This window comes from Actinotalea lenta (assembly GCF_030586465.1).
In the GTDB taxonomy this organism is placed as follows: Bacteria; Actinomycetota; Actinomycetes; order Actinomycetales; family Cellulomonadaceae; genus Actinotalea; species Actinotalea lenta.
In genome coordinates this window covers 1,535,035-1,548,067 of record NZ_JAUQYP010000001.1, presented here as the reverse complement: position 1 = coordinate 1,548,067, position 13,033 = coordinate 1,535,035, and the positions used below count along the sequence as shown (strand labels likewise).

General features: G+C 74.9%; 14 protein-coding genes. 6 read left to right on the top strand and 8 right to left on the bottom strand.

The genetic code is table 11. The features are described 5' to 3' along the window. Positions 1 to 34: 34 nt before the first annotated feature. The gene (locus Q6348_RS07270; RefSeq protein WP_304600634.1) at positions 35 to 529 is read right to left on the bottom strand and encodes a DUF427 domain-containing protein; all 495 of its coding nucleotides are present in this window, start codon (positions 527 to 529) and stop codon (positions 35 to 37) included. A gap of 65 nt (positions 530 to 594) precedes the next feature. On the opposite strand from Q6348_RS07270, the gene Q6348_RS07265 reads away from it, so the two are divergent. Then, on the top strand, positions 595 to 1,911 hold the full coding sequence (locus Q6348_RS07265; protein ID WP_304600633.1) for a wax ester/triacylglycerol synthase domain-containing protein: 1,317 nt from the start codon (positions 595 to 597) through the stop codon (positions 1,909 to 1,911). On the opposite strand, the gene Q6348_RS07260 is transcribed toward Q6348_RS07265, so the two are convergent. Together Q6348_RS07260 and Q6348_RS07255 are read right to left on the bottom strand one after the other, a co-directional pair. After that, positions 1,908 to 2,753: a peptidase M10A and M12B matrixin and adamalysin gene (locus Q6348_RS07260; RefSeq protein WP_304600632.1), complete on the bottom strand. Its 846-nt coding sequence runs from the start codon at positions 2,751 to 2,753 to the stop codon at positions 1,908 to 1,910. The two genes, Q6348_RS07265 and Q6348_RS07260, sit on opposite strands and share 4 nt — an antisense overlap. Before the next feature lie 26 nt (positions 2,754 to 2,779). Beyond that, positions 2,780 to 3,622, bottom strand: coding sequence for an LLM class flavin-dependent oxidoreductase (locus tag Q6348_RS07255; RefSeq protein WP_304600631.1), 843 nt, complete (start codon positions 3,620 to 3,622; stop codon positions 2,780 to 2,782). A 132-nt stretch (positions 3,623 to 3,754) separates the two neighbouring features. Between Q6348_RS07255 and Q6348_RS07250 the strand changes: the two genes are divergently transcribed. The 5 genes from Q6348_RS07250 to Q6348_RS07230 all read left to right on the top strand — a co-directional run bounded on the left by Q6348_RS07250 (position 3,755) and on the right by Q6348_RS07230 (position 7,615). Continuing rightward, positions 3,755 to 4,819: an ABC transporter permease gene (locus tag Q6348_RS07250; protein WP_304600630.1), complete on the top strand. Its 1,065-nt coding sequence runs from the start codon at positions 3,755 to 3,757 to the stop codon at positions 4,817 to 4,819. After that, positions 4,816 to 5,646 carry an ABC transporter ATP-binding protein gene (locus Q6348_RS07245; protein ID WP_304600629.1) on the top strand — a complete coding sequence of 277 codons (831 nt, stop codon included), beginning with the start codon at positions 4,816 to 4,818 and terminating at the stop codon, positions 5,644 to 5,646. The genes Q6348_RS07250 and Q6348_RS07245 overlap by 4 nt, the downstream gene beginning before the upstream one ends. Beyond that, positions 5,643 to 6,503, top strand: a complete 861-nt coding sequence (locus tag Q6348_RS07240; protein ID WP_304600628.1) for an ABC transporter ATP-binding protein — start codon at positions 5,643 to 5,645, stop codon at positions 6,501 to 6,503. Before Q6348_RS07245 ends, Q6348_RS07240 begins: the two co-directional genes overlap by 4 nt. Continuing rightward, entirely contained in the window at positions 6,500 to 7,099 is a 600-nt protein-coding gene (locus Q6348_RS07235) for a TetR/AcrR family transcriptional regulator (RefSeq protein ID WP_304600627.1), read from the top strand. The genes Q6348_RS07240 and Q6348_RS07235 overlap by 4 nt, the downstream gene beginning before the upstream one ends. A gap of 240 nt (positions 7,100 to 7,339) precedes the next feature. Continuing rightward, positions 7,340 to 7,615: a hypothetical protein gene (locus Q6348_RS07230; protein WP_304600626.1), complete on the top strand. Its 276-nt coding sequence runs from the start codon at positions 7,340 to 7,342 to the stop codon at positions 7,613 to 7,615. A 17-nt stretch (positions 7,616 to 7,632) separates the two neighbouring features. Here Q6348_RS07230 and Q6348_RS07225 read toward each other — a convergent pair whose 3' ends face one another. From Q6348_RS07225 to Q6348_RS07205, 5 genes are all read right to left on the bottom strand, one after another. After that, complete coding sequence (locus tag Q6348_RS07225; protein WP_304600625.1) at positions 7,633 to 8,238, bottom strand: hypothetical protein; 606 nt, start codon at positions 8,236 to 8,238, stop codon at positions 7,633 to 7,635. A gap of 141 nt (positions 8,239 to 8,379) precedes the next feature. Further along, entirely contained in the window at positions 8,380 to 8,607 is a 228-nt protein-coding gene (locus Q6348_RS07220; protein ID WP_304600624.1) for a hypothetical protein, read from the bottom strand. 71 nt (positions 8,608 to 8,678) lie between these two features. Then, positions 8,679 to 8,864 (bottom strand): hypothetical protein, encoded by a 186-nt coding sequence (locus tag Q6348_RS07215; RefSeq protein ID WP_304600623.1) that lies wholly within the window; start codon positions 8,862 to 8,864, stop codon positions 8,679 to 8,681. Between the two features lie 309 nt (positions 8,865 to 9,173). Beyond that, positions 9,174 to 11,333: a putative bifunctional diguanylate cyclase/phosphodiesterase gene (locus Q6348_RS07210; protein ID WP_304600622.1), complete on the bottom strand. Its 2,160-nt coding sequence runs from the start codon at positions 11,331 to 11,333 to the stop codon at positions 9,174 to 9,176. A gap of 31 nt (positions 11,334 to 11,364) precedes the next feature. Beyond that, complete coding sequence (locus tag Q6348_RS07205; protein WP_304600621.1) at positions 11,365 to 13,032, bottom strand: DUF885 domain-containing protein; 1,668 nt, start codon at positions 13,030 to 13,032, stop codon at positions 11,365 to 11,367. Position 13,033: the final 1 nt, after the last annotated feature.

Sequence of the window (13,033 nt, the reverse complement as noted above, 5' to 3'; positions counted from 1 at the left end):
GCTGATGCGAGCGCAACCCGGGCGCGACGCGGCGTCACCAGCCCAGGCTGCCCGGACCGCCCTTGAACGGCCCGACGACGCGGGACGTGACCCAGCCGCCGTAGAAGCCGCCCGGCTGAGGCTGCACCCGCTCCCCGTCCACGGTGCACGAGTCCATGAGGCCCGGATACAGCGCGACGGCGTCGGCGAGCACGGCGAAGGCGGCCGTCGGCCGCGGGTAGGTCCATGCGGCCCGCGCGGCGACGGCGTCGCCGCCGAGCACGTCGAGGTAGTCCGCCCGACCCTTCCACTCGCACACGCTGTGCCCGGAGGCGGCTCGCAGCGAGCCCGGGGCGAAGGCGCCTCGGGGCAGGTAGTACGTCGGCGGGTGGCTGGTCTCCAGCACCCGCCAGGAGAGGGCGGTCCGGGCTACCACGACGCCCCCCAGTCGCACCTCGACAACCTCGGCGCTCTCCTCCACGCGGGGCGGTCGCGGGTAGTCCCACACGGACTCCTGCCCGGGGGCAGGCTGCTCAGGAACGGGTCGCACGGGACGACGGTAGGCGGGACGTCGGTCACGCGCGCGCCGTGCCGGGTCGGGGCCAGGCTCGAGGCATGACGAGCGCGCGGGAGCGAGGTCGGATCGACCGCATCAGCCCGGCCGACGCGGTGGAGCTCGCGACCGACACGGGCCCCGGCTCCCGCACGGTCGGCGCCGCGCTGCTGCTCGAGCACCCGGACCCGGCCAGGCTCGCCGCGGTGCTCGGGCAGCGACTCGGCGCCGTGCCCCGGTTCCACCAGCGGCTGCGCGCGGCGCCGCCGGGGTGCGGCCGACCGTACTGGGTGCCGTGCCCACCCGAGACGGTCGCTGCCGCCGTCCGCCTCGAGGCGATCCATGCGGCCGACGACCAGGCCCTGGCGGGCGCCGCAGCGCGCGAGCTGTCCCGTCCGCTCGACGGCGGGGGCCCGCTGTGGCGCGCAACCGTGCTGGTCCACCGCGGTGCGGCGGTCGCGGTCGTGCTCGCCATGCACCACGTGCTGGCGGACGGCGTCGGCGGCCTGGCGGTGCTCGCCGGCGTGGCGGACCACCCGGCACCCGGCGGGCCCGCGGACCCGCCCGGCCGCGCCCCGACCGGCGGACCGACCTCGCGCGAGCTCCTGCTCGACGCCTGGCACGAGCGGCTGCGCGCCCTGACCCGGCCCGCCGCCGGGTGGAGGCGGCTGCGCGACGGTGTCCGCGAGCTGGGGGGCCCACCGCGACGCGCACCGCGGACGGCCCTGAACGTCCCCACGGGGAGCGCGCGGGCCGCGCACCTGGCCGAGGTCGACCTCGGCGCGCTCCGGGCCAGGACCCGGCCGCTCGGGGCGACCGTCAACGACGCGCTGCTCGTCGCGGTCGCCGAGGCAGCCGGGGCCGTGCTGCGGTCGACCGGCGAGGACCCCGCGGAGCTCGTGGTCTCGGTGCCCGTCTCGAGCCGCCGCAGCACGGCCGGCGCCGACCTCGGCAACGCGGTCGGGGTGATGCCGGTCCGGGTGCCGCTGCGCGGGCCGCTGGCCGACCGCGTCCGGAAGGTCTCGCGGACCACGCGTGCACGCGTCGGCGCCCGAGGCACCTCCACCGCCGTCCTCGGACCGGCCTTCCGGGCCCTGGCGAGGCTCGGTGTCCTGCACTGGTGGCTGGACCGACAGCGCCTCGTCAACACCTTCCTCACGAACCTGCCCGGACCGCCCAGCGTGGCGCTGGCCGGCGCACCGGTCCGGCGGATCATGCCGATCGGCGTGCTCGCCGGCAATGTGGGCGTCGCGTTCGCCGCGCTGTCGTACGCGGGACGCCTGGGCGTGACGGTGGTGACCGACCCGGCGGCCGTCCCGGACGGCGCCGCCCTCGCGACCCACCTGAACGGCACCCTCGCCCGGCTCGCGGGGGGCTAGGTCTGCGGCGCGCACGGCCCGGAGCCGAGGGCGGCGAGGCCCACCAGGTCGCCCGCGGCGTAGGTCGCGGCAAGCCCGACGCCGGGATACATCAGCTCCCGGGGGTCATCGACGTGCGCGAGCCCCACCAGGTGGCCGAGCTCGTGCCGCAGCACGGGGACCCACCCCGGCGCCCCGCCGGCGGCCGGGTAGCTCATCGTCCGGCGGGACAGTCGCACCTGCCCGCTCACCCGGACCTGGGGGCCCCCGTCCACGGAGACCGACCGCACCTCGGTCAGCCCCGCCACGTCACGGCCGTCGTGCCGGACGTCGTCGTCGAAGGCGACCAGGACGGGGGCCCAGCGGTCGCCGTAGCGCTCGGGCTGGAAGGCGGTGCGGTCGGGGTCGGGCCGCTCGTCCGTCGTGCCGTCGTACGCGAACGCCAGGCCCGTCGCTTCCGACAGCGCGCCGAGGGCCGCGAGCAGCTGCCCCTCCGCGTCGGCAGGTGCACCGGCCGGGTCGAGCACGACGTGCACCGGCCGGCACGGCGACCAGGCGACCGGAACCGTGGCGCCGGACAGCTGCTGGGTGGCCAGGAAGGCATGCGGCTCGCCCGTGGCGGCGGGTCCCGCAGCCGGCCGCAGGCGGCCGTCCTGGGCCTCGAAGCCGGGAGTCGGCGCGTCGGCACCCGACCGGACCGGGACCGGGAGCGACGCCGGCTCGGGGCGCAGCACCAGGTCCGAACGGTCCGGCCCCAGCAGGCCGCCGGGCACCAGGCCCGGTGCGAGCCAGACCTGCACCGCGGTGGGCAGGCGCGGCGTCACCAGCAGCATGGCCAGGGCGAGCACCGCCACCGGCACCATCACCCGGCTCCCGCCGCCCGGTGGCCTCATCGCAGGTCGCGCAGCCGTGGCGCGAGCGCCCCGAGCGCCTCGACCACTGCGGGGTCGTCGGTCGCCACCACCACGGTGTCCACCCCGAGCTCACCGACCAGGCGCGCGAGCGTGTCGGGGTCGGCGGCCTCGGCCGGGACGTTGAGCAGCCGCCGCACGTCGGTGGGTTGCCGGCCGGCCGCGAGCGCCGCCTCGTCCACGGCGCGCTGTGCCGCCGGAAGATCGTCGATCGAGAGGTGTCCGAGGCTGGGCAGCCACCCGTCCGCCGTGCGTCCCGTGATGCGCAGCATGCGCGGGCCGTACGCCCCCAGCCATACCGGGACGGGGTGGGCGGGGGCGGGACCGCGCTTGGCGCCGTCGACCCGGTGGTGCGCGCCCCCGGCGTGCAGCACGCCGCGGCTCTCGGTGTCCCACAGCCCGCGGATCACCGCGAGGGCCTCCTCCAGGGCCGTGACGGCCTCCGGCCCGGACAGGCGGGTGCCGCCCATCGCGGCGATGGCGTCCCAGAACGCCCCGGTCCCCAGTCCCAGGGCCACCCGGCCGCCCGTGAGCAGGTCGAGGGAGGCGACCGCGCGGGCCAGCACCGCCGGGGGGCGCAGCGGGAGGTTGAGCACGTTGCCGGCAAGCATCACCCGGGAGGTCCGGGCACCGACCCAGGACAGCAGCGTCCAGGTGTCCAGGAACGCCGGTTGGTACGGGTGGTCCTGGAAGGTCACCAGGTCCAGTCCCGCCCGCTCGGCGCGCACGGCGAGGTCGACCACGGCCCCGGGGTCTCGGGCGCTGGGCGTGCAGAAGACGCCGAGGCGGGGATCCCGCCCGTCGTCCTGCCGTCGTCCCACGGGCCCATCGTGGCCCTCGGCGCCGAAGCCCGCGAGAGGTGCGCGACGGAGCGCCGCACCTGTGGCCCGCTGGAACCGTCATATTCTCAACGCGCGTTGATAACGGGCGATCCTCGGCGTAGCGTCGCGTCCATGCGAGCGATGGTCCTCAAGGAGTTCCGCGAGCTGCGCCGCGACCGGCGCACCCTCGCGATGATCGTCTTCATGCCGCTGCTGCTGCTGGTGATCTTCGGCTACGCGGCCAACTTCTCGGTGGGCTCGGTCGCCACCGCCGTCGTGGGCCCGCACGCGGACCAGGTGGCTGCGGCGCTCCCCGACTTCTTCGACGTCACCACCGTGGACGCGTCCCGCACCGCGGCTGACGCGCACGACCTCGTGCAGCGTCGCGAGGTGGACGTGGCCTTCGTCGCGGACGGGGCGAAGGCCCGGGCGCTGGTGGACGGCTCGAACCTGTTCGCCGCGCAGGCAGTGGTCTCGGTGCTGAACCGGATGGGCGACCAGGTCTCGGTCGACGTGCTGTTCAACCCGGACCTCGAGACCTCCTGGGTGATGATCCCCGCGATCATCGGCCTGATCCTGACCTTCATCGGCACGATCGTCACGAGCATCGGGCTCGTGCGCGAGCGTCAGACCGGCACGCTCGAGCAGCTCGCCGTGATGCCCATCCGGGCGAGCACCGTGATCCTCGGCAAGATCGCCCCGTACTTCCTGCTCGCCGCCTTCGACATGACCGTCGTGACGCTGCTCGGGGTGTGGCTGTTCGGGGTGCCGTTCAACGGGAACGTCGCGGTCTTCGCGCTCGGGGCGGCGATCTTCCTGTTCGTGGTCCTCGGGCTCGGGGTGTTCATCTCCACCATCTCGCAGAACGCCGGTCAGGCGATCCAGGCGGCCTTCATGATGATGCTCCCGCAGATCCTGCTCTCCGGGATGATCTTCCCCCTGGACGCGATGGCGGCGGGTGTGCGGTGGATCGCCTACGGCCTGCCGCTGACCTACTTCACGATGATCTCCCAGGGCGTGATGCTGCGCGGAGCGCCCGTCGACTCGCTCTGGCTGCCGCTCGGCGCCCTGACGCTCATGGCGCTGCTGATCTTCACCGGCGCCGTGCTGAGGTTCCGGCGCGACCTCGCGCCCGGCCGCGGGCACGCGGCCGGGCGGCCCGCGCACCACGGCGACCACGTCGCGAGCCAGCGATGAGCGCGCAGCAGGCGTGGGGCGTGCGGGACCTCACCGTCACCTTCGGTGACGTGGTCGCGCTCGACGACGTGAGCGTCGACGTCCCGGACGGTCAGGTGGTCGGGCTGGTCGGCGGCGACGGGGCAGGCAAGACCACGGTGCTGCGCGCACTCGTCGGCGAGGTCCGCGCGCAGCGGGGCAGCGTGCACGCACCCCCGGCCAGCCGGATCGGCTACCTGCCGGCCAGCTCCGGAAGCTGGGCCGAGCTGTCGGTCCGTGAGAACGTCGACTTCGTCGGCAAGTCCTTCGGACTGCGGGGGCCCGCCCTCGCCGCACGGAGCGAGACCCTGCTCGAACGGGCCGGCCTGACCGGAGCGCGGGACCGCCTTGCCCGCCAGCTGTCCGGCGGCATGCGCCGCAAGCTCGGGTTCTGCCTGGCCGTGCTCGCCGAGCCGGAGCTCCTCGTCCTCGACGAGCCGAGCACCGGGGTGGACCCGGTGAGCAGGGTCGAGCTGTGGCGGCTGGTGTCGGAGGCCGCCGCCCGCGGGACCGCGGTCGTGATGTCCACCACCTACCTCGACGAGGCCGAGCGGTGCGCGGCCCTCGTGGTACTCGACGACGGGCACGTGCTGGTGTCCGGGCCACCCGACCAGGCACTCGACGCCGTGACCGGGACGGTGACCGTGACAACCTCCCCCACGCACCCCGAGCGCGCCTGGCGCCGCGGCCGGGAGCACCACGAGTGGTGGCCGCCGGGCGAACGGGCGCACGGCCAGGTGGTCACCCCGGACCTCGAGGACGTCGTGATCGCCGCGTCGCTCGCGCGCCGGGCGGGGGTGCCCGCATGACCGACCTGCTCGAGGCCCACGGCTACTCGCACCGGTACGGGTCCCTCCTCGCGGTCGACGACGTGACCATGCGCGTCGGCCCCGGCGAGGTGGTGGGGCTGCTGGGCGCCAACGGGGCGGGCAAGACGACGCTGATCCGGGCCCTGCTGGGTCTCATCGGGTCGGCGGACGGTCAGATCCGCCTGCTCGGCGGGGCACCGTCGCGTCAGAACCGCCGCCGTGTGGGGTACGTGCCCCAGGGCCTGGGCCTGTACGACGACCTCACGGTCGCCGAGAACCTGCAGTTCACCGCGCAGGCCTACGACGTCCCCGTGCCGGACCTCCCGCAGGACCTCGCGCCGCACTCGCGCACCCTGGTCGGCGCGCTGGCTCTCGGCTCCCAGCGTCGCCTCGCGTTCGTCTGCGCGCTGCTGCACTCCCCCGAGGTGCTCGTGCTCGACGAGCCGACCTCGGGCGTCGACCCGCTGGCCAGGGCCCGGCTGTGGGACACGGTGCGCGAGCACGCCGAGCGCGGCGTGGGCGTGCTGGTCACGACGCACTACATGCAGGAGGCCCAGCAGTGCGACAGGCTGCTGCTCATGGCAGGCGGACGCCTGGTGGGCCAGGGCAGCGAGGCGGACGTCGTGGCAGGCACGACAGCGGTCGAGGTGCGCACCGAGCGCTGGGCCCAGGCGTTCGCCGCGCTTCAGTCGGCCGGAGCGGCGGTCACCCTCGCCGGGCGCAGCGTCCGGGTGGCCGACGGCGACCCGGACCGGCTCCGTGCGGCGCTGGACGCCGCCGGGGTGGTCGCACAGATCGTGTCCGTCCCCGCGACCATCGAGGAGCGGATGGCGGTGCTCGCCCGGGGCGCGACGTGAGCCCCCGCCGCGCCCCCGGCGAGAGCCGAGCCGCGATCCTCGAAGCCGCGCGGACCCAGTTCGCCGAGGTCGGGTACCAGCACGCGACGATCCGCCGGATCGCACGCGTGGCGGGGGTCGACCCCGCCCTGGTCATCCAGTACTTCGGGTCGAAGGACGACCTGCTGGCCGCGTCCCTGCAGATGCCGGTCGACATCGCCGCCCTCACCGCGGGCATCGAGGACCACCCCGACCTGGGGACCGAGCTCGTCCGGCGAGCGCTGGCCATCTGGGAGTCCCCACCCGTGCGGGCCGCGCTGCTCGGGATGCTGAGGACCGGAATGTCCCACCAGCGCGCGGGCGACGTACTGTCCGCCCTGTTGCAGCGCAGCGTGCTCGGAGTCGTCCAGCGCTACGCGACCGGTGAGGATGCCACGTTCCGCGCGGCGCTGGTCGGCGCCCAGATGGCGGGGCTGGCGATGGGCCGCCTCGCGCTGCACGTCCCCGAGCTCGCCGAGGCGTCGATCGAGCAGCTCGCGAACGCTGTCGGCCCGACCGTGACGCGGTACCTCACCGGCGACCTCGCGGGCGCGCATCCCCCGCGCCCACGGTCGTAGGGAGCCCCTGGGACCGCGCTCCCCGGAGGCCGTCACGAGCCCCTGGGACCGCGCTCCCCGGAGGCCGTCCCGAGCCACGTCGACCCGTGTGATCGACCTCACATCGCGACACGCGGGCGCGCGTCTCAAGGTAGCCCGGAGAAGGCCGAAACTACGTCTGCTCCGATGCGCTCGGAGCCGGGTGGCCCGCCGGGTTCGGGGCCGCGCGGCGCCGCTTTCTGCGCCGGCCCAGGAGGGGCCATGGAGCTCGTCGACCTGCTCGGGATGGTCGCCTCGATCGTCTCGCTGATCGTCTGGTGGCCTCAGGCTGCCGCCGTCTGGCGCGCTCGCCGGGACAGCAGCCAGCTGACCGGGCTGTCCATGCAGACCCAGGTGCTGCTGCTGCTCGCCGCAGTGCTGTGGGGGGGCTATGCCGTCGCGATCGGCAGCGTCTGGGTGGGCGCGCCGAGCCTCGTGAACGCGCCCATCGCGGTGGGCACGCTCGTGGTGCTCGGGCGGGGCCGGCGACCCGCCTGAGCCGCCGACCGCCGGTCTCAGACCGCCTCGGCCTCCGCGCGTCCCCGGCGCCGAACACCCGGCACCCCGACCAGCGGCAGGACCCAGTGGTCCAGGCCGTAGTGACCCGCTACCCGCCAGGCCGCGATGAGGGCGATGGCCGTGAGGGCGAACGCCGGGTTGACCCCGGCGCTGCCGGCGAACAGGAAGCTGAGGTTGAGGGTCAGGCCCAGGGCCGCGGCGATCCCCGTGAACAGCCCGAGGATCAGCAGCGTCCCCACCGTGATCTCGACGAACGGGATGATCGGACCGATGAAGCGGTAGCCGCTGTCGGCCATCCACGTCAACCACGCCTTGTTCCAGCCGAACGTCCCGGCGATGACGCTGGGGTGCTCACCCGTCATGTTCCCCAGTGCGCCCTTGGCGAAGCCCTGGACGGCCGCCCCGCTGCTCCACGGCCCGTAGTTGCCGAACTTGCCGACGGCCGCGTCGATCCACTGCCAGCCGAGCAGCACCCGAACGACCAGCCAGACGACCCCGGAGACGGGGTTGCGCGCGGCGAACAGCGTTCGCGTCCAGCCCCAGCTCTCCACGAGTGGCTGGGCCACCTCGCGGTCGGCCGGCTCTGCGGTCGTGTGTGTCATCGCATACCTCCCTGGTGTGTGCTTCCCACGGCCCGTGGCCGGGGCTGCTCCGGGGAGGGCAGGAGCTCGGCGTCTCAGGGCCGCACCACCCACTCTGCGCCGTCATCCCACGACTTGCACGTCGAGGGTCGGTGCCGCCGGTCAGCTGCTCGCGCCGGAACCGTCGGCACGGGCGCTCCCCGCACCCGAGGGCGTCACGAGGGCGGGCTGCCGGGGCGGGTCGGCCAGAGCCAGCGGCACGAGCCCGGCGGCCAGGAGCACCATCGCGGCGCACACCGCGACGAGCGTCAGGACCCACCCCGGATGACTCGGCGCCGGCTCCATGGGCGCAGCACCGAGCTCGAGCGGCACCACAGGATCGCGCTCCATCGTCTCCCCCTCTCCTTACGGATACGGAGAGCGCAACGGGCCGGATGTGACACTCGCCGCCGGCGGCGGCCTCACTCCCCCCGCGCCGGCAGGAGGATGAGCTCTGCCGCCTCGTCCGGGTCCGGGGGCGCGGAGAGCATCAGATCGCGGGCCAGGCCGTCGACCACCAGGTGGTACCAGGCCTCGTCGTCGTCCAGCGTCTCCAGCACGTCGACGTCGTGGACCCCGATGTGATAGCTGACGATCAACCGTTCCATGGCCGCTCCCGAGCCGTCGTCTGCTCCCAGTGTGCGCCGCCGACCAGCGGCACGCCATAGCCGGGCGGGCCGGACACCGCCCAGCCCTTCTCACTCGCCCGGGTGATCAGGGACGACGGACGGGGCGCCGATCCTCAGGCGTGTCAGCGGGACCCACCCAGAACGACGACGACCCGGACCGGTGGCACCCGCGGCCTGCCCTCACTCTGGTCGTCCGCGTCGTCGTGACGGCGCTGCCGCGGGTCCTGGCGATCGCGGTCGGATGGGCGCTGGCGACGTGGTGCAGAGCTCGCCCGGTGCGCGGGCTGATCAGGAGGCGGGCCAGGCGGGGCCGTCGGCCAGCAGCGCGGGCACCGCGTCGGCGCTCGTCGGGCGGCCCAGGAGGAAGCCTTGGACGGCGTCACAGCCCAGCGGGGCGAGCACCGCGAGCTGTTCGGGCGTCTCGACGCCCTCGACCACCGTGGTCGCGCCGATCGTGCGCGCCAGGTCCACGATGAAGGCGACCATCGCCGTCTCGTCGGGCAACCGCTGGGCGAACGAACGGTCGATCTTGATGACGTCCACCGGGAGGTCGCGCAGCAGGGCGAGGGAGCTGTACCCGGTGCCGAAGTCGTCCAGCGCGATGCGCACGCCCAGCTCACGCAGCTGGTCGAGACGCTCGACCCCCGCGGCCACATCAGCCATCAGGGCGCTCTCGGTCACCTCCACGCGCAGCGCCGTCGGGGCCAGGCCCGACTCGTCCAGGAGCCGGGCGAGGGCGCGCACGGAGCCCGGCACGGCCAGCTGGCGGACCGACAGGTTCACCGACACGACGAGATCGGGGTACAGCTCGGCGCGCCAGCGCTGCACGTCCTCGGTGGCGCGCCGGGCCACCTGGTTGCCGAGGTGCTCGATCAGGCCGAGGTCCTCGGCCATCGGGATGAACACCGACGGGGAGACGGGGGCCCCACCGCGGTTCCACCGCGCGAGCGCCTCGAGCCCTGTCACGCGATGCGTCCCGAGGTCGACGATCGGCTGGTAGGCCACGGAGATCTCGCCGCGCTCGACGGCCCCCCGCAGGGCGGCGTGCACCTCGAACCGCTGACGGGCGCCGGTGCGGTGCTCCGCGTCGAAGACCACCACCCGGTCGCGCCCGGCGTCCTTCGCCGCGTACATCGCCACGTCGGCGTCCGCGAGCAGCTGCTGCGCCGCGCCGACGTGGGGTATCCCGGCGGTCAGCCCGATCGACATGGTGGCGGTGACGTCCCGGCTGCCGATCCGCATGGGCTCGCGCAGGAGCTCGCGAATCCGCTCGCCGACGGCCACGGCGGCGGCGGTGTCGGCCACCTCGGTGCACAGCACCGCGAACTCGTCGCCGCCGAGCCTGGCCACGGTGTCCCCGGTCCGCACCGCGGCGGCGAGGCGCTCCCCCGCCACCCGCAGCAGCTCGTCCCCGGCGGCGTGGCCGAGCGAGTCGTTGAGATCCTTGAAGCGGTCCAGGTCGCAGAACAGGACCGCGATCGGCTCGCCCCGGCGCGCGGCCCGAGCGACCTCCATTCCCAGCCGGTCCCCGAACAACGCACGGTTGGGAAGCCCGGTGAGCGAGTCGTGCGTGGCCGAGTGCGCGAGCGCGCGGGCCGACTCCCGTTGCGCCGTGATGTCGATCGCCGCGACGCCGACCCCGATCCGGCCGGCCGGCCCCGTCACCGGGAAGATCTGCAGGGTCCACCAGCGACCCGCACTGTGCACCTCGAGCGGTGGAGCCTGGTGGCCGTCGCGGACCCGCTCGAGGTGGTGGACCAGCCCCGGGACGCTCGGAGCCAGGTCCTCGGCCGGGCGGTCCAGGAGCGCGTCCGACGAGACGTCGCACAGCTGCGCGAAGACCGGGTTCACCCGGCGGAACCGCAGGCCGAGGTCGAGCAGGGTCATGCCCACCGGCATGGTGTCGGCGAAGGCGTCCAGCACCGCCATCGCCTCGGCACGCTGCGCGGCGGCGGCCCGGAACCCATCGGTCGCTGCGTGCACCACCAGCCCGATCAGCAGCAGCGCCACCGCACGCACCGTGGAGACCTGCCACGGCCCGTCGGCGGCGCCCAGCGGCACGAGGCCCAGGTACGCGACCGGCACGGCCACCACCGCGAGCACCCCCACCCGGCCCGCCAGGACGAGGGGGTACACGGCGGCGATCACGAACGACCACAGCAGGAAGTACCCCGCCCCCGGTCCCTCGTGCGCCATGAGCAGGAACGTCAGGGTCAGGACCGAGACGAACCGGATCAGCACGGCGGAACGCGACTGCCAGCCCGCCAGCCCGAGGCCGCCGAGCACACCGAGCACCGCGATCGCGGCGACGGCCTCGACCGACCATGACGACACGGCCTCCACCGCCACGGCATGCACCGCGAGGGCCAGCAGGGTCCACGGCTCGAGTCGCCGCACGAGGCGCGGCGCACCGTCCGGGTCCACGAGTGTCGGTCCGCTGACCGTCATGGGCCGACGCTACCCGGGTCGTGCGTGGTCTTCAGCAGGTTGAGAGCTCGCGCTCGAGATCCGCCAGCCCGAGCGACCCGAGCCCGAGGGCGGCGGTGTGCCAGGCACGCAGGTCCAGCTCGTCCCCGGCAGCCGCCGCGCGGGCGGCGGCTGCCGCGCGACCGGCCAACCAGGCGCGCTCGCCGAGCTTGTAGCTGATGGCCTGACCCGGCCAGCCCAGGTAGCGCACCACCTCGCTGGCCACGAACGCCGCGGGCGACCCGCTACGGGCGGCCATGAACTCCCGGCCGAGGTCCGCCGTCCAGCGCTCCCCCGGGTGGAAGGTCCGGTCCTGCGGGACCCTCAGCCCCAGGTGCATGCCGAGGTCGATGACCACGCGCACCGCCCGCATCCGCTGGCTGTCCAGGTAGCCCAGCCGGACACCGGGCGCCCGGAGGTAGCCCAGCTCGTCGGCGAGGCGCTCGGCGTACAGCGCCCAGCCCTCGGTGGTCGCCGACACCGAGCCGAGGCTCACCTGGAACCGGGAGAGCTCACCGGCGCGCGCCGCCCAGGTGCCCAGCTGGAGGTGATGGCCGGGGACGCCCTCGTGGTACCAGGTGCTGACCAGGTCGTGCAGCGGGAACCGGGTGCGGCCCAGCGTGGGCAGCCAGGTGCGTCCCGGGCGGGAGAAGTCCAGGGACGGTCGCGTGTAGTACGGCGCCGCCGCCGCGCCGGGCGGGGCGATCCGCGCCTCGACCTGGCGGACCCGCGGGTCGATGTCCACCACCGTGCCGTCCAGGTCCTCGATGGCGCGCTCCATCATGTCCTGCAGCCAGGCACGCACCTCCTCGACCCCCTCGACCGCGGGCCCCGCACGGTCGAGGTGCTCGAAGGCCTCCGCGACGCTCCCGCCCGGGAGCACGCGGTCGGCCTCGAGCGCCATCTCGGCGGAGATCCGGTCGAGCTCGTCCCAGCCGTAGGCGTAGGCCTCGTCGGGGTCCATCGTGGTCCCCAGGAACTGGCGGGCGGACAGCAGGTACCGGTCGTGTCCCACGCCGTCAGGGACGTCGGCGACCGCGGGCAGGTAGGTGTCCCGCAGCCACCGAGCGAGGTCCACCACGGCCCCGGTCGCGGCCCCGGCCGCGCCGGCCGCGCGGGCCGCATCGGGCGCGGGCGCCACGAAACCGGCGAACCAGTCCTGGTTCGCCCACGCCTCGAGCTGGCCCGCGACCGTCTCCGCCTGACGTGCCGCGCTGCGGTGGCCGGTCGCCAGGCCGTGCTCGAGCGTCGCCCGGAACGTCTGTGCCGCGTGCGGGACCTGCGCCATCCGCTGCACGACGACGTCCCAGTCCTGCGGGGTCGCGGTGGGCATCAGCAGGAAGATGCTCTGCAGCTGGTGCACCGGGGAGCCGATGGGTCGCAGCGCCACGAGGTCCTCGCCCGCGTCGTGCAGGTCGAGCGACGCACCCAGCCGCTCGCGCAGGAGGATCGCGCACCGGCGGTCGTCGTCGTCGACCGCCACCGCGGCATCCAGCTCCGCGAGCGCCGCGCGGGCCGCGGCTGCGCGCTCCCCCATGGCGTCGGGGCCGAGGTCGGGCATCCGGGTGTCCGCCGGGCGGATGCCGAGGGCGGTGCCCACGGCCGGGTCGAGGTCGGCCAGCGTCTCGACCCAGCGGTCGGCCACCTGGCGAGGGGTGAGGGTCCGAGGGGTGGGGGTCATG

Excerpts from the sequence above, each read along its gene's own strand:
- Q6348_RS07265 (WP_304600633.1), top strand. The coding sequence starts at position 595 with ATGACGAGCGCGCGGGAGCGAGGTCGGATCGACCGCATCAGCCCGGCC.
- Q6348_RS07260 (WP_304600632.1), bottom strand. The coding sequence starts at position 2,753 with ATGGTGCCGGTGGCGGTGCTCGCCCTGGCCATGCTGCTGGTGACGCCG.
- Q6348_RS07250 (WP_304600630.1), top strand. The coding sequence starts at position 3,755 with ATGCGAGCGATGGTCCTCAAGGAGTTCCGCGAGCTGCGCCGCGACCGG.
- Q6348_RS07245 (WP_304600629.1), top strand. The coding sequence starts at position 4,816 with ATGAGCGCGCAGCAGGCGTGGGGCGTGCGGGACCTCACCGTCACCTTC.
- Q6348_RS07240 (WP_304600628.1), top strand. The coding sequence starts at position 5,643 with ATGACCGACCTGCTCGAGGCCCACGGCTACTCGCACCGGTACGGGTCC.
- Q6348_RS07230 (WP_304600626.1), top strand. The coding sequence starts at position 7,340 with ATGGAGCTCGTCGACCTGCTCGGGATGGTCGCCTCGATCGTCTCGCTG.
- Q6348_RS07225 (WP_304600625.1), bottom strand. The coding sequence starts at position 8,238 with ATGACACACACGACCGCAGAGCCGGCCGACCGCGAGGTGGCCCAGCCA.
- Q6348_RS07220 (WP_304600624.1), bottom strand. The coding sequence starts at position 8,607 with ATGGAGCGCGATCCTGTGGTGCCGCTCGAGCTCGGTGCTGCGCCCATG.
- Q6348_RS07215 (WP_304600623.1), bottom strand. The coding sequence starts at position 8,864 with ATGGAACGGTTGATCGTCAGCTATCACATCGGGGTCCACGACGTCGAC.
- Q6348_RS07210 (WP_304600622.1), bottom strand. The coding sequence starts at position 11,333 with ATGACGGTCAGCGGACCGACACTCGTGGACCCGGACGGTGCGCCGCGC.
- Q6348_RS07205 (WP_304600621.1), bottom strand. The coding sequence starts at position 13,032 with ATGACCCCCACCCCTCGGACCCTCACCCCTCGCCAGGTGGCCGACCGC.